This window comes from Paenibacillus sp. FSL H8-0034, assembly GCF_038000305.1.
In the GTDB taxonomy this organism is placed as follows: Bacteria; Bacillota; Bacilli; order Paenibacillales; family NBRC-103111; genus Paenibacillus_S.
On record NZ_JBBOBS010000001.1, the window covers coordinates 5300981 to 5320698 of the forward strand.

Sequence of the window (19718 nt, forward strand, 5' to 3'; positions counted from 1 at the left end):
CCGGAGGTGATCGATACGATGAATATGAAAAAATGGATGCTTGTGGCAACCCCGCTTGTGCTCTTGATCATCACCATATACGCCCCAAGCATCCGATATCATCAGACCGCTGCAAACCCGAACCAAGCGGCTGCAGCCTCTCGTTATTCGAACGTGGTCGGAGACATTGCTCTTTTTGCCGGAGGCTGCTTTTGGAGTATGGAGTCCTCCTTCGAAAAAATTCCCGGAGTTCTGAGCGTTGTATCCGGGTACACAGGCGGGCACCTCGATAATCCTACGTATAATGATGTTATCACCGAAACGACAGGTCATCTGGAATCGGTAGAAATTCGTTATGATCCGAGCATAATCAGCTATGAAGAAATGCTGCAGGTGTACTGGCGGCAGATTGATCCCACAGACTCAGGAGGACAATTCTTTGATCGTGGCGAGTCTTATACAACAGCCATCTTTGCCCGCAATGAGGAGCAGCGGCAGCTAGCTGAAGCCTCCAAGAAAGCGCTCTCCGAATCAGGCAGATTTAACAAGCCGATTGTGACGCAGATCCTGAACGCTTCAACCTTTTATAAAGCCGAGGAGTATCATCAAGACTACTACCTCAAAAATCCCGACCACTACAACGGCTATCGCCAGGCTTCAGGGCGGGATGCGTACTTCAGCAAAATATGGGGAGCTGATCTCAAAGTGAAGCTGACACCAAAGGAAGAGCCCTACAAAAATGTTAACAAGAACGAAAAATTAAAAACATTGACCGCGCTCCAAATTGATGTGACGCAGCATGAAGGAACCGAAAGTCCGTTCCACAACGAATATTGGGATAACAAACAAGATGGCATCTATGTCGATATCGTCTCCGGTGAACCGCTGTTCAGCTCCAAGGATAAGTATGATTCAGGCACCGGTTGGCCGAGCTTTTTCCAGCCGCTGGAACCAGGCAATATTGTGACTAAAGAGGATCGCAGTCTTGGGGACGTTCGTGTAGAGGTTCGCAGCAAATACGCCGATTCCCATCTGGGTCATCTGTTTGAAGACGGGCCCAAGCCTACAGGTCTACGCTACTGCATGAATTCCGCGTCGATGGAATTTATTCAGGCGGCCCAGCTTGAGAAACGCGGCTATGGCAAATATGCCAGACTGTTCAACTAACCGTTCTAGATTTACGTTAAATAAAGCTGTCACGGTACTGCTTGGGAGTAACCCCGATATTTTTCTTAAAAATACGGCAGAAGTACGAGAAATTAGGGATTCCTACCATGGACCCAATCTGCTCGATGGTGAACGATTCGGTTTTTAACAGCCAGCAGGCCTGTCTGATCCTTCTGGCAATGACATAGTCAGTAATGCTGCTTCCCGTTTCGTTACGAAAAAGATGAGAGACATGATATCTGGAAAGATGAAGCTCCTCTGCCAGTTCACTAAGCTCAAAGGGTTCCGTGTAGTGCTCTTCCACCCACTGCATAATTTTTTCCACACTACGTTCGGTACGTGGAACCCCTTGAAGCTGACCATCCTCAAGTAACGATTTCAGGTAATCCAAAATGTGGATGATCAAAATGGAAGCCGCTTCGAGCTGCTCGTTTCCGTGCCGACTTGACATTTTCGTGTTGTATCGTTCAAATATATCCGACATATAAGCGGCTCCGCTATCCATAGGAAATACTTGATTAGAGAGCTCTTCCTTCCAAATATGTTCAAAAAATCGAAGCACGGTAGGAAAGCTTTTGAAATAAGGAGCGAAGGTCGAGGGTTCAAACGTCACCACCGTACGTTCATAAGGATTTTGATCACTTACTTCAAAATTCAGGCGGTGCAGCTGGAACGGTTGAATAAATACGATGCAGTCCGAATTCAAATCATACATCTTGCGGTTCATAATGATGTGTCCCTTACCCTGATGGACGAATAGAATCTCGATGCCTCGATGATAGTGGTAAAAACCCGGATAGTTTGCCACAGAGATATCTCGGTATTTAAACTGGATCTCACTATTTTTCAAAATATCGTCCGATAACATCCATAATCCCTCCCCGGGATAAATTAAGCTGATGTCATTATTATAACATAACAACACCGTGTCATTTTTCAACAACCGACTATAACTTTTTTGCATAAAAGTTTGTTATGATACTCTCATAACCAGATGGTTTGCACCGCGTTGTGGTTCAAAATGATTCCAATCTCGAACCGGGGAGGTAATGTTATGGTCTTATCTGACTTTTTTGAGGATGACGAGGTTCTGAACGGGGTTAAGGATTTATTGAAGGAAACTTACAAAATAACCGATCACGAAGCTGCTTCTATCATTATGAAGAGCCGCGCTACAGCCGACGGGTTTTTAGACGATTATTCCCCTTATGTGAATTACATTAATGATCTTCGGAGCTGTTTGGAAGCAACGCTTGAAGCCCATTTTCAACAAGTCGATCAGGAAAAAGAGCTGCAAGCCAGAATGAAGAACGATGCAGCCGTATGGCTTACCTTCGAATGTATTAGACGCTTTTGCAAAAAATCCTTGTTAACCCTTTGAATCGAGGTCCGATCTTGCGCTTTATAACGGTTGAATACATTCAACTCTGTTGCCAAATGGATCTCTAAACTCGAATCTTTCATAACCTGGAATGGGTACTGATTCTAACAGGCTAATTCCATGATGTTTGAGCACCTCTTCCATTTTCTTAATATCCTCCACTCTATAAGCCAAATGGGCTTTGGTTTTGGATCTATCCACTCCATCCTCGGTACCAATATGCAGCTCTTGATTGCCAACTTGAACCCAGAATCCCCCTCTCCCTATTAACGATTGCGGTTTTTGAATCTCTTTAAATCCAAGGACCTGGCAATAAAAATCTTTTGCCTCGTCCTCTTGCCCTTGCGGAATTGTAATTTGAGCGTGATGGAACCCAATAATCATCTATGATTTCCTCCTTAATTATGACTATACTGCTGTGCAATTTCTTGCGCAAACACTTCTATAGCAATTCTTTAACCAATAGCATACTCATATACTCCACATAGCTGGATATCCTCCGATATTAATTCCATTAAAGTCGCGATCACCATGCCATGACAAACAACCATAACCTTCGAGTGATTTACATATTTCTTTAATACCTGACTTGTTCGATTAAGCAAGCTTTCTCTTGACTCCCACAGCTTAATTTCTCCTGATGGATAGCAGCCACCATGTTCCATGTAGTCTCTCCATAGCTCTTCTATTTCATGGACCGTAGCAGCCTGCCAGTTATCTGGAGTCCACTCATGCAAATCGAACTCTACATGTAACGGTTTTCCTAAGCTTCTATTAATAATAGCCGCAGTTTGCAAGGATCTGGTATATGGTGAGGAAATGATCACTTCACAGTTAACTAAGTACGAGTTGGTATCCATTACTTGTTCAGCTTGAATAACTCCTTGGGCTGTCAAAGGAACATAGTCTCTCATTGCTCCTTTTAAATTCCGCTCTTCCTTTAAGCCCCAATCAGGTTCCCCATGTCTAACTAAGTAAAATATCGTCATTTATTCTCCTCCTATCCAACCACCTATAGGATTCAGTACATGTTCACATAAGGCTTGTAATGATTCCCTCGGCTTCTCCATCTCTACATAATCCTTAATGAACTTAACTGCATACGGATCTCTAATCATTAATTCATGCATTTTCAAGAAGCAGCTTTTTGTTACTACCCTCCACCTGCTTTAAATAATATATGATCCCGGCCCGATCCACATTTGAAAACTGTAGCGGATCATTATGAATTAGATCGGACAACTCTTGAATATTGATCCATCTTATAGCTGTCGTTTCATCACCGCTATTTAATAGCTCCCCTTCCGCTTTACACCTAAAATAATATCCCACTGAATCGATCGGTCCCTTTATTGTTTGGTAGGCTGCGAATGGTTGCATACATTCAACTTCAAATTTCGGATTTAATCCAACTGTATCTATTCTTGTGTCTTCTCCTTCGATTTCTGTTACCTCTAGTCCGGTTTCTTCCTTTACCTCTCTTCTCAGAGCCTGGATCAAGGATTCAAAGGGCTCCACTCTTCCGCCAGGTAATTCAAGCTTGAATGGTTCATTCGGTTTACTTCTGATTTGAATGACAATTTGTCTTTCATTATTATAATCTCTTTCAATTATCGCTCTTGAATTAACAAAAAACATAGGATCAGTCCTATCTGTTAAAATAAAATGCTTTTAAGAATTACCTTATCTCCTTTTTTTAATTGTTTGATTTTGCATATTTGACTTCTGCATTATTTATAATGATCAATTCTTCATTGACTAGTGCTCGATCCTCTTTACTTAATACTAACCGCCATATTTCATTTCCCCTATACCATTTGTTCTCCTTCTGGTAAAATGTATGCTTCCTTTCATCTACCTTGTATAGGTATTTCAATTCCTTATCGCTACTGATCGATCCCTCCAAAAAATCATCAGTTAAAAATAGATTGAATTGAAAAGTGTAATTCGTTGGATTATAAAATTGTAAATCCACATAGTTATAAAAGACGCTCGTACCGACTCCAAATGGTATCATTCTTCGATCATCCGGAAATATATCAAAACTATGATGATGCCTTTCTTTGATCCTGAGCGGTGTATGAAGTGCCAGCCAAAATAACATATTGGCCAATTGACAAAGCCCGCCTCCGACACCAGTGCGTACTTCCCCATTCGATAGCATTAAGCCTTCAATGTATCCTTTATCCTTTGTCGTCTTGCCAATCAATTTCCAAAAAGAAAACGTTTCTCCGGATTGAATAGTAACCCCATTTACACTTAGAAGAGCTATTCGGAGGTTGTTTATCTTATTTTCTTGCAACATAGGATCAGAGTTTCCTAAGACTCTTCTTAAAACCGACTTATGTTTCATACATACAAAGCTTAACTTCTCAGTGCTTATAGCACGCGCGTAATGTATTGAAGGATTCAAATTAAGCATATGCCTCTTCATAATCAGCTGTTGAACTCTCAGCCTGTATAAAAACGGTAAATATCTCAAAATAATTTTCTTCATAAAAATGATTCCCCAAGATCCCTTCCAATCAAATTTGAAGAAACTGCTTGTATGCCCAACTCTTTTGACCAAATCGCTAGCTGTCCAACATGATGAATTTAAAGCAATTTTTCATTCAAATATTTATTTTTTATTAAAATCGTCCTAACCGTAGAAAGTGTGTTATGACGTTTAGGGAGCTTTGCAGTTCTGTTTAGTAGAATCCATCGAAGGCAAGCGATTGCCTCAAAGATTTCTAATTCATCCTCAGAGTAATTGTTTTTTGATACAAATACAGAACGGTAAGTTGAACTATGCCTTTCACTTGCATAAATCCAAATTATGATAATTGACCATGCAATATCGTATCTTGGATCACCACATTGAACGTTGGTCCAATCAATAATTGAATACCTTCCATCTGATTCAAGGATATTCCCTAAATTATAATCACCGTGAATAAGACGATTCTGCTCCATATTCGAGCTTGCAACAAGCTGTATGAGCAGTTGTTCTATATCTTCATGCCCCTCAACTTTAGGAAAGAAATAGTTTATAAAATCATATTTAGGCACTGTTGCATTCTCTAAAACTTGCAAAGACACATCATGTATTTCCGTTAGCATATTTGCAATTTCTGTAAGATTCTTTGCATTCAGTTTACGGATAGGCGTACCATCAAAACTGGTCAATAATACTTGATTATGTTTTTCATCAAATCCCCAGCCAAACGGTTTAGAAACTGCTATTTGCCGATTATATATACCCTCTAACAGCTTATATTGAATTGAAATATCCGGCTTAGAATCTCGATTCCATAATTTTAATACGAACTGAGATTCCGGCGTACTGATCAAAAACACTTCTGCTTCAAGTCCAGAATCTAATGGAGTTATGCTGATGTCTTGTTCTAACCATGCATTCAAATCTCTATTCTTTTCCATCCAGTTAATATTACGGACAAACTCATTCATTATTTTCTCTATCTCCAATTCCAATTACGTTTTCGAGTGATCCTTCTTGTGATCTGGGCGGCTATGATATCACTCACAATATTAATTAGTTTACATCTCCGATATATATACTCGATTCCATTTTGTTCTTCAGGATAGTTCCTAACGTCTTTGGATACAGTCTTATTTCTTCTAATGCTCCAAGGTCTACCCACTCTACGCCTACCTGATAAGAATCCGGATTAATCCCATTGGATATATTCGCATGAGTATCCCTTAGCTGACACGTAAAATAAAACTCCACTTGATGGACATTGGAATCCCAGTCAGCAAACTGATGATTCTTGCCTATGTATTCTCTTACATGTATCAAGTCATGGACTACGATTTCTGCACCTATTTCTTCCATACATTCACGAATTACTGCATGTATTAATTCCTCGCCAAACTCTTGACCGCCACCAGGAAATAAATAAAAGAAGCCTTGTTCATCTTGATTCTTGGTAAGTAGTAGTTTGCCTTCTTGGAGTATGACAGCCTTGGCTGAATTACGAATCGGTTTCATCTTTTTCTCCTTCTTGTTTTAGAGTTCAAGCGCATATGCTATTCTTTCTAATAGGAACTGACAGAAAGCACCACACCTTAGAATTCAATAAAACGAATGACTTTCCTGCATGATACTGCCATTTATCCACACATATTCCATTTTAATCAGATTCTTTTGCTCGGGTGGATACCAAAAAGGACAGCACTCCGATGGAGTAACTGCCCCGATGCTGCTCTGTCATGTGTTATGGCTATCCTCATTTGCAGGATGATAACCGTTTCTCATACTGCTCACTTAGCTCTTAAACATTGCTCAATAATAGCCATCCGCATATACAATCCATTTTGTGCTTGTCGGAAGTAGGCGGCGCGAGGGTCCGTGTCCACATCAGCATGAATCTCGCCTGCCCTGGGCAGTGGATGAAGAATCAGTGCCTCCTCCTTCATATGATCAAGCAGCTGGCGATCAATAATATACTGACCTGACGCTTTATTATATTCTTCCAGAGAGGGGAAGCGCTCCTTCTGGATACGTGTTTGGTAAAAGACATCAACCGTCTCGGCTGCTTTCGTGAGGTCGGAGGTTTCCTCGTAGTTAATTCCTTTTTCATCAAGAAATTGTTTCACGCCTTGAGGGATAACCGCGTTATCCGGAGCAATAAAAGTAATCTTCACATCTTTATAATTGGATAACAAGTAACTTAGCGAGTGAACCGTCCGTCCATAGGTCAAATCGCCAATCATAGCAATATGTATACCATCAATCCGTCCAAGCTCCTTCTGAATAGTGAACAGATCCAATAGCGCCTGTGTCGGGTGCTCCCCTGATCCGTCCCCCGCATTAACAATCGGCACAGTCGATACCGCTGCAGCTCGCTGTGCGGCACCCACCTCCGTATGTCTCATCACTATTAAGTCACAATATCCGCTTACGACACGAATCGTATCTTCCAGCGTTTCGCCTTTGATAGCTGAAGAAAATTGGGCCGCATTTTCCGTGCCAATCACGCTCCCGCCTAGACGGTGCATCGCGGATTCAAAGGAAAAGCGGGTACGCGTACTCGCTTCAAAGAAGAGCGAACACATAATTTTACCGGCAAGAAGATTGGACCCTCCCTGTAAGGTTATGTTCTCCATCTCCTTGGCTGAAGCGAAAAGCTCTCCTAAAGCCGCCTGATCGAATTGCTTGGACCCGATGATATGAGCTACGTTTAAAATTGAAATCAATCCCTTTCCCGAAGAATGAATGCTGCTGCGAATGTAGATAGGGTCACCACGTACCAACATTAGAATTATATCGCAATTTGCGACAAGGTGAAATGGCTTGCTCACTTGCCTGCTGTGAGTTTAATCACAGATCAAATAGGCTCCAAGCGTTACACTACTATAGTGAGAATAACAGCCCTGTGCGAAATGAGGAATCGTAATGAAAATCGGTATTGTCAAAAAAATGGTCATTGGTATTACTGCGGTCTCCATGATGACCTACGGAACAAGCGCTGTGTGCATATTTGTTTTAAAAGCCTGGATAGCCCCGCAAATGGCAGATTGGTTATATATGTCCATTATTATGGCAATGGGCGTTTTCTGGACAGGTTTCCTGGGTTGGTTGGCCGCGCGCTGGCTGGTCAGTCCCCTGCTTCGCCTTACTGCGGCTGTAGATGAAGCGGCGGGCGGCAATCTGACAATGACGATTCCGATCCACCGCGGCAATGATGAGTTAAGCACACTGAGCTTGTCTTTTAATCAAATGATCGAGAACCTGAGACAAATTATTACCGACATCTCCAGTAATGCTTCATTTACGAATCTGAATGCCTCCACACTCAGCAGTGCACTCCAGCAGGCTGCGCTGCAGATCGAAGCAACAGCTATTACCGTTGACAATATTTCCAAAGGAGCCGATCAGCAGGCACTATCTGCCCACAATACCTTTACGTCTGTCGAGACGATCACCCAGGCCGCTGATGATGTGAGCAGCAAGGCCAATGAAGCATTGCAGCTATCGCGCAGCATGGTCAAATCCACACAGGAAAGCAGCCTTGCGATTCATTCGCTTGTTCAGCAATTAATCGAACTGAGTCAGGCCAACGTAGGGACCTTAGAACGTATACATAAGCTTGACGAGCACGCTCAGGAAATAAGTCATATCTCCAAGGTAGTCGGAGAAATTGCAGATCAGACGAATTTACTGGCACTGAATGCCTCCATTGAATCTGCGCATGCAGGTGAGCACGGAGCCGGCTTTGCAGTCGTAGCAGTTGAAATCCGCAAGCTCGCCGAAAAAAGCACTGAAGCGGTCCACAGTATTAACCAACGCATAGAGGAGGTTCAGTCACAGGTCAATGAAGTTGTGTCAGACATCTCCAAGCAGGTTAGCACCGTCGATAAAGAAGCTGCAAAAGGTGAGGCGCTTATAGGTACACTAGCGGAAATGACAGCCGCAACCGAAGTAACTGCAGAGTCCGTTGAGGGGATAACCGGTGTAATCGCTGAACAAATCCGTCAAATTGGACAAACCCTGCACCGCACCCGGGAAATTGACGATATCGCCGGATTGATCTCGCAAGGGGCTAAGCAAGTAGCAGCATCTACACAAGATCAAACCGCCGTTATGCAGGAAATTGCCGCATCCTCCGAGGTGCTAAGAGATCATGCCGATCAACAGAAATTAAAGATCAGTATTTTCCGTATCTAATGCCATATAAACTATATAAAGCGGATTAAATCCGGGATGGTCTCAATTCTGGCCAATGCGGTTACTCCACGTTCATGCATAATCTCCAGATTGGTTTGATAGCAAATAAAGCGGATACCAGCTTCGATCGAAGCTTTACCATCTATCCATGAATCGCCCACAGATAACCATGTGTCAGGGGCTATCTGTGGAAATTGCTTCAGCACATAGTGAAAGCCGGAAGGCGAGGGCTTGAGAGCAGACATCTGCTCTCTGCCCACGATCAGGTCAAAGTACCCGTGAATCCCCGTTTTGTGGAGAGCTTCGTTGGCTGCATCGATAGAATTGTTCGTCACTATGGCCAGCATATATTTCTGATGAAGTCGCATTAACAAAGATTCCACGTCAGGCTCGAGTCCCGCACCCTCCATCCCCAGCAGTTCATGCTTTGCAGCTATTTCCCATACCACCCTTTCCTGCTCCTTGCTTAATCCACTTTGCTTACCATACTCAATCAGCGTAGCGCACGTATGCACAGACAGCGGAAGATCCGCAGGCACAATTCCTGAAGTATGCAAATATCTGAAAATATCTGCTTTCATCGCAGCAAAATCAATTCGCGACTGCAGCAGTGTATTGTCCATATCAAAAATAATACCTTGGATCAGACTCGTTGGTTTTGCTGCTTGCTGAGCTTTTTGAATCACCTGCTGAATATAGGGTGCTTTTGCTTTGGTATAGGAAGCCCGATCCTGCGGGTACTGCTCCTGTAAGCTCCTTTTCAAGTCCCCGTAAGCTGCTGCTTCCTCCGGATGGTCAATCAAATAATCGCGAAATAATAGATTGGAAGTCCATTGCTCGCCTCCATACCGATAGAGATGCAGATGATGAGTGCCAGCACGCCGCTTGCCTTTGCGAAAAAACCTTCTTTCTGGAAACTCCGGATGATCCACGAACTCGTACCCCATTGCAGCCAAACGTTCCTTATGAACCGAAGAAATCAATGATAAGTCCTTTACACCCACCATCATATCAATTAACGGCTTGGCCGCTAATCCGGGCACAGACGTACTTCCGATATGCTCGATCTGGATCGCAATATCTGGTATTGTATTGGAAATTCGCTCTTTTTCACGGATGAACTCGTGGGTCCATTCCGGATTATAATCATTGATTATGACTTGCTCCATGAGAAATCTTCCCTTTCATATCGAAGATGAAATCGTCGAACCAAAAGTCCGCTTCACCAAATCTTTAAAAATAGTTTGATAACTATTTAGTTTGATTACTAGATATTTATGTACTCAAATGTTACAATCTGATCTTAGTACTTTTTTGTTTTATTATAGATAGATAAATCGGATAACGGAGGACCAACATGAACACGGAAAGTATACAGCAAGTCAAGTTTTGGCCTATTATGTTTGCCATTTTCTTTGGATCCTTTATTACGGTTTTGAGCTCAAGCACCGTCACCATAGCCATTCCCAAGCTTGAAGAGCACTTTGCGACCAGCTTGCATCTTGTTCAATGGACGATGACGGGCTTCATGCTGGCCATGGGAACAATCGCTCCAGTAGCCGGATTCCTCGGCGAGAAGTTCAGCTACAAACGGCTTTATGTATTTGCCTTGATTGGATTCACGCTGGCTTCGCTGCTGTGCGCGATGTCCTGGAACATCGAATCTTTAATTGCATTCCGTATTTTGCAGGGCTTGTTCAGCGGACTTATTATGCCGGCGACCATGACTATTATTTATCAAATCATCCCGCGGGAAAAACAAGCGATGGCGATCAGCCTCTGGGGATTATCGGCGATGCTAGCTCCCGCTATCGGACCTACCCTCGCTGGCTTGCTGATGGTTGTCGGCGGCTGGCAGTGGCTGTTCCTGATGAACATTCCGATTGGATTAATTGCTATCGTGATGGTAGTATGGCTGATTCCTTATTATCGTCTGAGTGTTCCCAAAACCTTTGATTTTCCCGGCCTGCTTACCGTTATGATCAGCAGCATCTCGCTGCTCGTTGCATTCAGCCAAAGTGGCGCCTGGGGATGGACGGATTGGAAAACCATGACCCTGTTCATTATAGGTACTATCGTGCTCATTCTGTTCATCTGGAGAGAGCTTACCGTGAAGGAGCCTTTACTGAACATCCGTGTTTTTGCGAATGGCAGATATACGCTCACATTGATCATTTCCAGTATTATTACGATCAGCCTATATTCGGGAACCTTTCTGACCCCGATTTTTCTGCAAAACATTCAGCATGTCACACCGCTTGATACGGGTTTAATCCTGCTTCCCGCTTCGCTTGCTATGGCCTTGGTCATGCCGATCATTGGCAGAGTATACGGGAGCATCGGTCCACGTGCCCTGATGGGCATTGGTATCATATTAATCATTATTGGCACTTACGCTTTAAGCAAGTTGACCATCGACATTCCGTATATGTACATTCTGATTTGGATGATGGTCCGCAATGTAGGAATCGCCCTTGCAGTGATGCCTGCAAGTAATGCCGGTATGGAACAAATTTCGCCTGTGCTTAGTGGACATGCCTCATCTATCAGTAACTGGGTGCGTAATTTGTTCGGATCATTTTCGATCGCCATTTTCACATCCTTACTTGGGACCTTCGGTATTAGCGAGTCGGCAGCCATTATAAAATCCGGCGTTCAGGATGCGGTACAAATTAAGTTGCTTTCCTTCACAGCGAGTGTTAACGATGTATATATCGTCGCTACCTTCATCGCAGTCGCTGCTCTACCGCTCATCATGTTTATTCGTAAGCTGCAGCTGCAATCGCAATCCTCCTAATATTTTCATATTTTAAAAGATAACACAAATAAGTCCCGATGCCACTTTCTGTGGTCATCGGGACTTTCTTAAATAATAATGCTATAAACAATAGCTCCGCATCGAATTACACGACTGTATATCCGGCCTCTTCAATCACTTCTTTAATAGCCGTCACAGAAGTCTTGGCTTCGTCATACTCAACAGCGACGGCTTTGCTATCCAAATTTACTTTGGCTGAAGCTCCAAGTGTCTTGACCGCACCTTCTACCGAGTTGACGCAATGTCCGCAGGACATGCCTTCGACGTTTAAAGTGATATTTTGCATATGATTTCCTCCCAACGAATGTCTTATTATAAAGGTAGTGCTTAATCTAAAAATAACATACCCCTATAGGGTATGTAAAGTTGAGTTGAAATATTCCTTCACACTTATCTGGACATAAATAAGCAAGGGAATTCAAAGTACTGACCCCACTCTCTGGATTCCAGTCTTCTTTCCCCTGCTTCTTCATCCTATTAAATCTAGCCTGGATAACGTTTTTCACTGCTGGACGTATTCTTCGTTGTCTCTTTATTCTTTTCATCCTCATGTTGAATTTTCAATTCTTCAGTCGGAATTGGATCTACGGTCTGCTCACTTTCATAAAGATCCAGCAAGCTTGCTTTTTCAGTTGGAGAGCCTTCCGGGTTATCACGCAGATTTGTCTTCACGATCTCCTGTGATCTTTTTTCTATTTGGGCCATTGTCTCCACCTCCTGTGCAGCTCAAGCGGATGATTAGTCGAGTCTTTCCACATGACCGCGGTTATGACGAATCATATTGCGTATCTCTTCATACTCTTCTTCCAGCACCTTAGCCGACAAAACATAATGCAAATCGCGGTGTCCATCCAGATCAAGGTCATCCTCATCACCCATCACTGCCGCAGGAGCAATTCCTCCGGCTCCTATCACACCTGTTCCATTAGCTTGCGTACCGGCCCCGGTATCTGCGATCGGTATTATAATTCTTCTGTCGCCCGCATAACCATCGTCCAGCTTGCCAACCTCTACTGCCTCCGTATCGTAGGTTTGCAGCAAAGTTCTAACGTGTTCGGCTTCATTTTCTGTTTGAAAATAGGCTTGAATGTGTTTGGACATTGTAATCACTCCTCATATTGGGTATGTATACGTTCACTTCTTAAGTATTGTTTACCCTATATGGCCATGAATTACGCAGATTGTTCAAAAAAAGCTCGTTAGGTGCCCACTTATCACAGCTTAAACCGATAACCGGCTCCCCATACGGTCTCAATATATTGCGGATTGGATGGGTCCAGCTCGACCTTCTCCCTCACCTTGCGGATATGTACAGTGACGGTAGCGATGTCTCCCATGGAATCCATTCCCCACAGCTGCTCGAAGAGCTGATCTTTACTGTATACACGATTCGGATTGGCAGCGAGATAAGTCAACAGATCAAATTCCTTGGTCGTAAACACGACCTCCTGATCGTTCACTGTCACACGGCGTGCAGATTTATCAATAGCCAGCCCGCGAATTCGGATCTCCTGGTTACCTGTTTCCCGACGACCCATCAGCCGCTCATAGCGATTCAAATGCGCCTTTACCCGGGCAACCAGCTCGCTTGGGCTAAACGGCTTGATAATGTAGTCATCAGCACCAAGACCCAAGCCACGGATTTTATCGATATCCTCCTTTTTGGCGGAAACCATCAGAATGGGGGTATCCTGAACACTGCGGATTTTGCGGCAAATTTCAAAGCCGTCAATCTTCGGCAGCATAACATCAAGAATAATGAGATCATAGGTATGCTCAAGGGCCCGCTGCAGACCCGAGTCACCACGGCTTTCCATATCCACCTTGAACCCGTCAATCTCCAGGTAGTCACGCTCCAGCTCGGCAATGCTCAGTTCATCTTCAATAATCAATATCTGTTTCATCTGTTTCCCCCCGTACTTTTGGTAAGGCTGTTCACTGTCTCAGCTTGGGCAATTGTATAATAATTCGTGTGCCCAATCCCTCTTCGCTCTCAGCTGTGATCGTCCCACCGTGCTCCCATATAATTTGTTTGGCGATTGCAAGTCCAAGTCCGCTTCCACCTGCAGCCATACTGCGGGAAGGGTCTTCCCTGTAAAACCGTTCAAAGACAAACGGCAGCGCCTCAGATGAAATGCCTTGTCCATTATCGGCAATTTCCAGAATGACATCCTCCTTTTGCCTGTCCAGGTTAACCTCGATTCGCGTCTGCTCCTTATCGCGATATTTAACCGCGTTATCCCATATATTCGTAAGTACGCGCTTCAGCTTTTCACGATCCGCCTTCACTGTTCCTATTCGATCAGCATGGATCACGTTCAGCGTCAGCGAGACTCCCTTTTTTTCCATGTCAAATTGTGCTTCGCCGATCAGATCCTCCAGATAGGGAACCAGCTCGACCTCTTCAAAATAAAACGGCAGCTTGCCCAAATCAAGCTTGGAAAATAAAAACAGCTCGTCGATCATTCGATCCATATCTACGGTTTTGGTATAAATCGTTTGCAAATACTTTTCAAGCTTATCCGCGCCTGCAACACCATCCAATATTCCCTCTACGTAGCCTTTAATCGAGGTAACAGGTGTTTTCAAGTCATGAGAAATATTCGAAAGCAGCTCCTTTCGGTTATCCTCGTACTGCAGCTGCAGCTCCACTGAATCCTTCAATCTGCGCCTCATCTGCTCAAAGGCAGCACTCAGCTCTCCGATCTCATCACGTGAATGGGAATGAACCACTTCATCAAGATTCCCTTCCCCAATCTGCTCGGCAGCCAGCTTCAAAGACCGAAGCGGACGAATGATGCTGCGGGATACGAAATAGGTCAGAAGGCCGTTCGTCAGAACCAAAATCAAAAACAACGCCAACAGCAGCGCCAAAGCATACCGTATCGCATATTTTTGAAAGAAATTAGTATCCATGATCATAAAAGCACTGCCCTGACTTTGATCAGTAAATGTAAAATCCTGTTGCTTGTAAAAAAACCAATGATCGTGTGTATTCAACATATTGTCGCGATTTTCGCCCAGATCGTGATTTCCGTAAGCTGGTAATATCTGAAGCGCCGGAGAATCAGTCAATCGGGAGGACACTACAGCCAGCTGCTCATCCTTTCGAATCACCAAGCCCATGTTCAACTGCGTCAACTTAGCCTCAAGCTCATCAATCACATGGGGATCCAGCAACGATTCCGGTTTTTGGGAGGAAAGCTGCTGAATATCGCTATAAACTGCAGCCTGCTCCTCCATCACCTGCTTGAATGGATTGTGGTGCTTCATATCAATCTGAAACACCGATTTAAAATCGCCCATAATCATCAAACCGATAATCAATGCAGCAATGGCGAACAGGACCACAGGTACAACCAGCATCGCAATATATGAAAGCAGCAGACGAACCTTGATCGACATTATGCATATCCCCTCATAAGTGTATGTTCAACTACCTCTACAATTGTCTTTTGTCGAACATAGCAAATGCAGCTGTAAAACACAAGATGCAGCAAGCCAATAAATAAGTTGATGCATTAACCAGCTTCCCGATGGAAACTCCACTGTTGAACCACAGCTGGTGCCAATCTGTATAAAATGTCGGTGAGTAGGCAGCAAACTGCGGATAAAAGATGCCCAGACCTTTAAGCGCGGCATACAGCACCACACAAATAGCCAGAGCGCCGCTGGCACTACTGAAAAACTGCGCTAATAACGCGGCCGCTATCGCAAGCGCCGTCATCGGAAACCAAGCAACCACATAGGAAATAACGGCTTGCAGCAGAGCCTCACTTAAACCCGAACGAGCCTGCAGCACAAGACCAGCCAGAAGGGAAACGATCAGAGAGGCTGCCAATATGACCATTGCAAACAGCGCAAGCACGGTAATTTTCGAGGCAAAAACTTGAAAACGCGAAATCGGCCGTGTTAACGTTATTTTGAGCGTACGGTCCTGAAGCTCTCCTGCGAACATATCGGAAGCAGCCATGAATAGCAAGAGCGGTAGAAGAAAATTTGTATATATCCCAAGCATAAGCTGTGGAAAATCTCCTGACGAAATAGCTGCAATACCTATTCCGGTTTGCAGCTGTGATAGCAGAATTCCGGCCGCAATCGGCAGCAGGAGCAGCAACGCCGGAAAGAGCACCAATTTCTTTCTTGCTATCAGCTTGCTGATTTCATTACGTACACCTGCCCAGTAGCTATGCATGTGCCACCTTCCCCCTTTCCTGCCGTACCGATGAAATAAATAACTGCTCAAGTGAAGTGACATGGACACCATCAACCAGTTCGGACAGTGCTCCTTCACAGACGAGCTTGCCTTCGACCAAAATACCAATGCGGCTGCACATCAGCTCCATCTCCTGAATCATGTGACTGGACAGGAAGAAGGTCATCCCCTGCTCACGCGCCAAACTAACCATCAATTCTCGCATCTCAACCATACCCTCGATATCCAGACCGTTAGTCGGCTCATCCAGGATCAGCAGCTCCGGCTTAGACAGCAAGGCAGCCGCCAGGCCAAGCCTCTGCTTCATGCCAAGTGAATAGCCGCTTACTTTCTCACGTTTATATTTCTGCAAGCCTACGAGCTCCAGAACCTCATCAATCCGAGTCTTGCCAAGCTCAGGGTAAAAGCGCGCGGCCAGAACCAGATTCGCGTAGCCCGTCATATACTCAAAAGCTTCCGCGGTCTCAATCAACGCTCCGGTCTTTTGCATCGCTTGTGCAAAATGGGTTGATACGTCATATCCAAACAATCGCGCACTGCCGCGGTCTGCCCGACTCAGGCCAACCAATATTTTCATCACGGTCGTTTTGCCCGCGCCATTGGGTCCAAAAAATCCGTACACATCACCTTTATTAACTTCAAGTGTAATTTGTTCTACCCCCCGTCCGTTCTTAAACGTTTTACTGATTCCATTTAATTGAATAACCGGCTCTGACATCTGGATTTCCCCCTTTCTGAAATCAGGCTGCGAACGCATCTGCACCCGCCCGCAGCCCTTTAAGCTTGACATTATTATTAATGGATTGAGTGATAGAAGCTTCTTACTTGTGCTTCATACCTTCCCATTGCTTCATATCTACGTTTTCCACCTGTTTGCCAGTCAAATCAACTGAATCCGGGGTAGTTGTATTCACGCCGGACAAGCCCAAATCGACACTGACCACGACAACATGTGCAAGACCGCTCGCATCTTTGCCTTCTATCGTCAGAGACGCTTTTTGATTCGTGATATAGCTGTTTCCATCAACAGTCGCCAGCAGATCAACCTTCGTAATCGCAACATCCGAGGACAGTTGAGGCAGTGATTGCTTCAAAGCGCTAAAATCTGTTCCGAAAGGTGTCTTGAAGGCTTTATCATGGGTTCCCTGGACATTATCGTGTGATGCTTTTTTGACCAGAAACGATCCAATAGCATTGACAGCTGTAGGGATCTGATTGCCCGAAAGTGATAAATGAATCTCCTTGGCACCGTTGGCGGCCGGGTTTTCTGTTACATACTGCTGCAGATTACCAACCAGTGCATCAATAAGATTTTCCGCTTCTTTATTGAATCGATCTCCTTGGACCTGATCACTGCGTTCCTTGTCATTTTTTGCTGTCTGGAACTTGTGCTCCATTCCCGCCTTGCCTTCGATTACTTGATAAGTATCGCTATCGCCTGTTTTAAATATAGTTTTCCCATCGGTGTTATATACTTTAAGTGACTGCTCCGTGCCTCCGCCTTTGATCGTTACATCTGCACTGACGGCATGATTGTCGTTGTTCTTTTTAACCGTTCCATTGACGCCAATCAGGCTTTTCCCGTTATCCTGCACCGTAACTGAGACCGCTTGGGTCACACTTTTGGCCGCAACGGTTGTTTTGATCGCCGTCTTATAGGAGTCATACCCCGATGATGCATTCACACCCGCATATGCAGATGTAACTAGTAGAAGGGTTCCAACCGCGACGCCAGTTCCAATTAGTGATAATTTCTTGTTCATGTTTAACTTCCTCTCCAAATGGTTTTAGTATCAATCTCTTATCTTACAATCTCATTGTAGCCCGCGAATCATAACTGCCTCTAAACCACTCCTTAAGCTCAGCTAAAACAATTCTTAAAATTATATAAACTTTACCACTTGGCAAATTGTCCTCTCTGGCAAAAACAAAAACACCCTGATCCTATGACCAAGGTGCTTACGGATAGAGCCTTTTTGTATGATCTTAATTACTTTTTACCCAAATCAAATTCCATCAGGTCTCTTGCCATCGTAATGGGGCCCGAATAAATCTCTCTAACGCCTTTTATATAAGCTTCTTCCGCCTCTTCGGTTTCCATGGGCGCAGGGATATGGTGTGTCAATACGAGATGCTTCACGCCAGCCTTGCGAGCTATCTCCGCTGCTTCCAGTGTCGTGGTGTGGTACTTGGCCGGGTTCGAGAGTCCAACAGCTTGCTCAGGGAATTGGGTAATCAGTGCATCCAGCCATTCCTTGTTATAGGATTCATGGATTAATAAATCGATGCCTTCGCTGTACTTAACCATATTGTCGACGGGAATCGTATCACCGGAAATGACAAGCGATTGTCCGTTATATTCGAATTTGTAAGCAAGCGCCGGATAAACAGGCTTATGATCAACCTCAAAGGCTGTAATCTTGATACCATCGTTGTCATAAACGACGCCTTCATTACTTAGCACGTACTCAATATTCGCACCCACATCTGTGGATTTGTTATAATTCACCCGCAAATTAACATCAAAATCGAACGATTCCCGCATTTTTCCGATAATTTCTTTGGTTGTTGTTGGACCATATACAGTCATAGGCACCTTACGGCCCTCAAATACTTGATCAGGAATAACATGAGTCCTCCAACTGCTAATAAATACATCGAAAAATCCGGAATTGTGATCGCTGTGATGATGCGTAAACAAAACATCCGATATACGCTGTGGCATAATCCCGGCCTTAATCATCTGGTCGACAACGCCGCCTCCACAATCAACCAAAAAGCTTTTGCTGCCCGCAAATACAACAGCTGCCGATTTGGAGCGCCCGTAGAAGCTGCGCGGTGTTCCCGTACCTAACAATATTACCTTCAAATGCTCATGAAAATCTGGAACCAGCTTCCCTTGTGGCTGTATCAACATACCCGAATGCACCCCGATAGTTAGAATTTTAAGTCATTGCCGCTTTCATAGCTGCATACTAATCTTATACTCATTCCAGTGTAAGGAGGAAACGCATCTTTTGTCAAACATAAACCATAGTCCCCATCGGACAACTGCACAATATACAACGAAAATGAACTTTTACATGCCCATGATTCATCATAATTCCCTTTTTGGCGCATATACTTATTTTATGACAGTCAACAGATCAAGCTATAGGTGAAAGGAATGGGTGGTACAAATGTGGGAAAGTGTACTAAAGAAACAGAAATGGGAGCTTCAAGTTAATTCGGAGCGTAAATCGATTGCATTCAATATTTCGGACAACGAAACAAATGGAGATGTTACGGTCCGTTTGGATCAATCCGAGCTTTTTGAACTGATGCACACATTTTTATCCATTAACCGATCCTTTAATAAGGAATCGATGTATTTTGAAGATCAGGATCGTGAACAATCTGTGTCGTAAATTAAACATATACGATCGTACAACGCGAAAAACGACTGCAAGAATCAGTCGTTTTTTTGCGTTTTGGTTCAGTTTAA

The 19718-nt window shown here is 44.0% G+C and carries 23 protein-coding genes; 5 read left to right on the plus strand and 18 right to left on the minus strand.

Going from position 1 to position 19718, the window contains the following annotated elements:
• The first annotated feature begins 18 nt into the window (after positions 1-18).
• Positions 19-1146 carry a peptide-methionine (S)-S-oxide reductase MsrA gene (msrA, locus tag NST47_RS23960; RefSeq protein ID WP_341157378.1) on the plus strand — a complete coding sequence of 376 codons (1128 nt, stop codon included), beginning with the start codon at positions 19-21 and terminating at the stop codon, positions 1144-1146.
• Positions 1147-1162: 16 nt separating this feature from the next.
• On the opposite strand, the gene NST47_RS23965 is transcribed toward msrA, so the two are convergent.
• A complete protein-coding gene (locus NST47_RS23965) occupies positions 1163-2014 on the minus strand; it encodes an AraC family transcriptional regulator (protein WP_341157379.1) in 852 nt (283 codons plus the stop codon).
• A gap of 186 nt (positions 2015-2200) precedes the next feature.
• Here NST47_RS23965 and NST47_RS23970 point away from each other — a divergent pair, with 186 nt between their 5' ends.
• On the plus strand, positions 2201-2527 hold the full coding sequence (locus NST47_RS23970) for a hypothetical protein (RefSeq protein WP_341157380.1): 327 nt from the start codon (positions 2201-2203) through the stop codon (positions 2525-2527).
• Positions 2528-2548: 21 nt separating this feature from the next.
• Here NST47_RS23970 and NST47_RS23975 read toward each other — a convergent pair whose 3' ends face one another.
• The 7 genes from NST47_RS23975 to pyrB all read right to left on the minus strand — a co-directional run bounded on the left by NST47_RS23975 (position 2549) and on the right by pyrB (position 7789).
• A complete protein-coding gene (locus tag NST47_RS23975) occupies positions 2549-2911 on the minus strand; it encodes a VOC family protein (protein WP_341157381.1) in 363 nt (120 codons plus the stop codon).
• A gap of 71 nt (positions 2912-2982) precedes the next feature.
• Positions 2983-3516: a histidine phosphatase family protein gene (locus tag NST47_RS23980; RefSeq protein ID WP_341157382.1), complete on the minus strand. Its 534-nt coding sequence runs from the start codon at positions 3514-3516 to the stop codon at positions 2983-2985.
• 133 nt (positions 3517-3649) lie between these two features.
• Positions 3650-4165 (minus strand): NUDIX hydrolase, encoded by a 516-nt coding sequence (locus NST47_RS23985; protein ID WP_341157383.1) that lies wholly within the window; start codon positions 4163-4165, stop codon positions 3650-3652.
• 58 nt (positions 4166-4223) lie between these two features.
• Positions 4224-5024, minus strand: coding sequence for a VanW family protein (locus NST47_RS23990; protein WP_341157384.1), 801 nt, complete (start codon positions 5022-5024; stop codon positions 4224-4226).
• 98 nt (positions 5025-5122) lie between these two features.
• Positions 5123-5947, minus strand: coding sequence for an aminoglycoside phosphotransferase family protein (locus NST47_RS23995; protein WP_341157385.1), 825 nt, complete (start codon positions 5945-5947; stop codon positions 5123-5125).
• A 115-nt stretch (positions 5948-6062) separates the two neighbouring features.
• On the minus strand, positions 6063-6521 hold the full coding sequence (locus NST47_RS24000) for an NUDIX domain-containing protein (RefSeq protein ID WP_341157386.1): 459 nt from the start codon (positions 6519-6521) through the stop codon (positions 6063-6065).
• A gap of 272 nt (positions 6522-6793) precedes the next feature.
• Positions 6794-7789, minus strand: coding sequence for an aspartate carbamoyltransferase (pyrB, locus tag NST47_RS24005; RefSeq protein ID WP_341157387.1), 996 nt, complete (start codon positions 7787-7789; stop codon positions 6794-6796).
• A gap of 139 nt (positions 7790-7928) precedes the next feature.
• Here pyrB and NST47_RS24010 point away from each other — a divergent pair, with 139 nt between their 5' ends.
• Positions 7929-9200, plus strand: a complete 1272-nt coding sequence (locus NST47_RS24010) for a methyl-accepting chemotaxis protein (RefSeq protein ID WP_341157388.1) — start codon at positions 7929-7931, stop codon at positions 9198-9200.
• Positions 9201-9211: 11 nt separating this feature from the next.
• On the opposite strand, the gene NST47_RS24015 is transcribed toward NST47_RS24010, so the two are convergent.
• Positions 9212-10369 (minus strand): HAD-IA family hydrolase, encoded by a 1158-nt coding sequence (locus NST47_RS24015; protein WP_341157389.1) that lies wholly within the window; start codon positions 10367-10369, stop codon positions 9212-9214.
• Positions 10370-10557: 188 nt separating this feature from the next.
• On the opposite strand from NST47_RS24015, the gene NST47_RS24020 reads away from it, so the two are divergent.
• Positions 10558-11997 carry a DHA2 family efflux MFS transporter permease subunit gene (locus tag NST47_RS24020; RefSeq protein ID WP_341157390.1) on the plus strand — a complete coding sequence of 480 codons (1440 nt, stop codon included), beginning with the start codon at positions 10558-10560 and terminating at the stop codon, positions 11995-11997.
• A gap of 106 nt (positions 11998-12103) precedes the next feature.
• On the opposite strand, the gene NST47_RS24025 is transcribed toward NST47_RS24020, so the two are convergent.
• The 9 genes from NST47_RS24025 to NST47_RS24065 form a co-directional block, all read right to left on the minus strand.
• Positions 12104-12304, minus strand: a complete 201-nt coding sequence (locus tag NST47_RS24025) for a copper ion binding protein (protein ID WP_341157391.1) — start codon at positions 12302-12304, stop codon at positions 12104-12106.
• 197 nt (positions 12305-12501) lie between these two features.
• Positions 12502-12723, minus strand: coding sequence for a hypothetical protein (locus NST47_RS24030; RefSeq protein ID WP_341157392.1), 222 nt, complete (start codon positions 12721-12723; stop codon positions 12502-12504).
• A 33-nt stretch (positions 12724-12756) separates the two neighbouring features.
• Positions 12757-13119 (minus strand): hypothetical protein, encoded by a 363-nt coding sequence (locus NST47_RS24035; RefSeq protein WP_341157393.1) that lies wholly within the window; start codon positions 13117-13119, stop codon positions 12757-12759.
• Positions 13120-13232: 113 nt separating this feature from the next.
• Entirely contained in the window at positions 13233-13922 is a 690-nt protein-coding gene (locus NST47_RS24040; protein WP_341157394.1) for a response regulator transcription factor, read from the minus strand.
• A 31-nt stretch (positions 13923-13953) separates the two neighbouring features.
• A complete protein-coding gene (locus NST47_RS24045) occupies positions 13954-15423 on the minus strand; it encodes a sensor histidine kinase (RefSeq protein ID WP_341157395.1) in 1470 nt (489 codons plus the stop codon).
• 37 nt (positions 15424-15460) lie between these two features.
• Positions 15461-16213, minus strand: a complete 753-nt coding sequence (locus NST47_RS24050) for an ABC transporter permease (RefSeq protein ID WP_341157396.1) — start codon at positions 16211-16213, stop codon at positions 15461-15463.
• Entirely contained in the window at positions 16206-16952 is a 747-nt protein-coding gene (locus NST47_RS24055; RefSeq protein WP_341157397.1) for an ABC transporter ATP-binding protein, read from the minus strand. Before NST47_RS24055 ends, NST47_RS24050 begins: the two co-directional genes overlap by 8 nt.
• A gap of 103 nt (positions 16953-17055) precedes the next feature.
• A complete protein-coding gene (locus NST47_RS24060; protein WP_341157398.1) occupies positions 17056-17997 on the minus strand; it encodes a hypothetical protein in 942 nt (313 codons plus the stop codon).
• Between the two features lie 227 nt (positions 17998-18224).
• Positions 18225-19151 (minus strand): MBL fold metallo-hydrolase, encoded by a 927-nt coding sequence (locus NST47_RS24065; protein WP_341157399.1) that lies wholly within the window; start codon positions 19149-19151, stop codon positions 18225-18227.
• A gap of 253 nt (positions 19152-19404) precedes the next feature.
• Here NST47_RS24065 and NST47_RS24070 point away from each other — a divergent pair, with 253 nt between their 5' ends.
• Positions 19405-19641, plus strand: coding sequence for a hypothetical protein (locus tag NST47_RS24070; protein WP_341157400.1), 237 nt, complete (start codon positions 19405-19407; stop codon positions 19639-19641).
• The last annotated feature ends 77 nt before the right edge of the window (positions 19642-19718 follow it).

Bases quoted from the DNA above. Each gene is read 5' to 3' on its own strand.
- msrA (WP_341157378.1), top strand. From the start codon at position 19: ATGAATATGAAAAAATGGATGCTTGTGGCAACCCCGCTTGTGCTCTTG.
- NST47_RS23965 (WP_341157379.1), bottom strand. From the start codon at position 2,014: ATGTTATCGGACGATATTTTGAAAAATAGTGAGATCCAGTTTAAATAC.
- NST47_RS23970 (WP_341157380.1), top strand. From the start codon at position 2,201: ATGGTCTTATCTGACTTTTTTGAGGATGACGAGGTTCTGAACGGGGTT.
- NST47_RS23975 (WP_341157381.1), bottom strand. From the start codon at position 2,911: ATGATTATTGGGTTCCATCACGCTCAAATTACAATTCCGCAAGGGCAA.
- NST47_RS23980 (WP_341157382.1), bottom strand. From the start codon at position 3,516: ATGACGATATTTTACTTAGTTAGACATGGGGAACCTGATTGGGGCTTA.
- NST47_RS23985 (WP_341157383.1), bottom strand. From the start codon at position 4,165: ATGTTTTTTGTTAATTCAAGAGCGATAATTGAAAGAGATTATAATAAT.
- NST47_RS23990 (WP_341157384.1), bottom strand. From the start codon at position 5,024: ATGAAGAAAATTATTTTGAGATATTTACCGTTTTTATACAGGCTGAGA.
- NST47_RS23995 (WP_341157385.1), bottom strand. From the start codon at position 5,947: ATGGAAAAGAATAGAGATTTGAATGCATGGTTAGAACAAGACATCAGC.
- NST47_RS24000 (WP_341157386.1), bottom strand. From the start codon at position 6,521: ATGAAACCGATTCGTAATTCAGCCAAGGCTGTCATACTCCAAGAAGGC.
- pyrB (WP_341157387.1), bottom strand. From the start codon at position 7,789: ATGTTGGTACGTGGTGACCCTATCTACATTCGCAGCAGCATTCATTCT.
- NST47_RS24010 (WP_341157388.1), top strand. From the start codon at position 7,929: ATGAAAATCGGTATTGTCAAAAAAATGGTCATTGGTATTACTGCGGTC.
- NST47_RS24015 (WP_341157389.1), bottom strand. From the start codon at position 10,369: ATGGAGCAAGTCATAATCAATGATTATAATCCGGAATGGACCCACGAG.
- NST47_RS24020 (WP_341157390.1), top strand. From the start codon at position 10,558: ATGAACACGGAAAGTATACAGCAAGTCAAGTTTTGGCCTATTATGTTT.
- NST47_RS24025 (WP_341157391.1), bottom strand. From the start codon at position 12,304: ATGCAAAATATCACTTTAAACGTCGAAGGCATGTCCTGCGGACATTGC.
- NST47_RS24030 (WP_341157392.1), bottom strand. From the start codon at position 12,723: ATGGCCCAAATAGAAAAAAGATCACAGGAGATCGTGAAGACAAATCTG.
- NST47_RS24035 (WP_341157393.1), bottom strand. From the start codon at position 13,119: ATGTCCAAACACATTCAAGCCTATTTTCAAACAGAAAATGAAGCCGAA.
- NST47_RS24040 (WP_341157394.1), bottom strand. From the start codon at position 13,922: ATGAAACAGATATTGATTATTGAAGATGAACTGAGCATTGCCGAGCTG.
- NST47_RS24045 (WP_341157395.1), bottom strand. From the start codon at position 15,423: ATGTCGATCAAGGTTCGTCTGCTGCTTTCATATATTGCGATGCTGGTT.
- NST47_RS24050 (WP_341157396.1), bottom strand. From the start codon at position 16,213: ATGCATAGCTACTGGGCAGGTGTACGTAATGAAATCAGCAAGCTGATA.
- NST47_RS24055 (WP_341157397.1), bottom strand. From the start codon at position 16,952: ATGTCAGAGCCGGTTATTCAATTAAATGGAATCAGTAAAACGTTTAAG.
- NST47_RS24060 (WP_341157398.1), bottom strand. From the start codon at position 17,997: ATGAACAAGAAATTATCACTAATTGGAACTGGCGTCGCGGTTGGAACC.
- NST47_RS24065 (WP_341157399.1), bottom strand. From the start codon at position 19,151: ATGTTGATACAGCCACAAGGGAAGCTGGTTCCAGATTTTCATGAGCAT.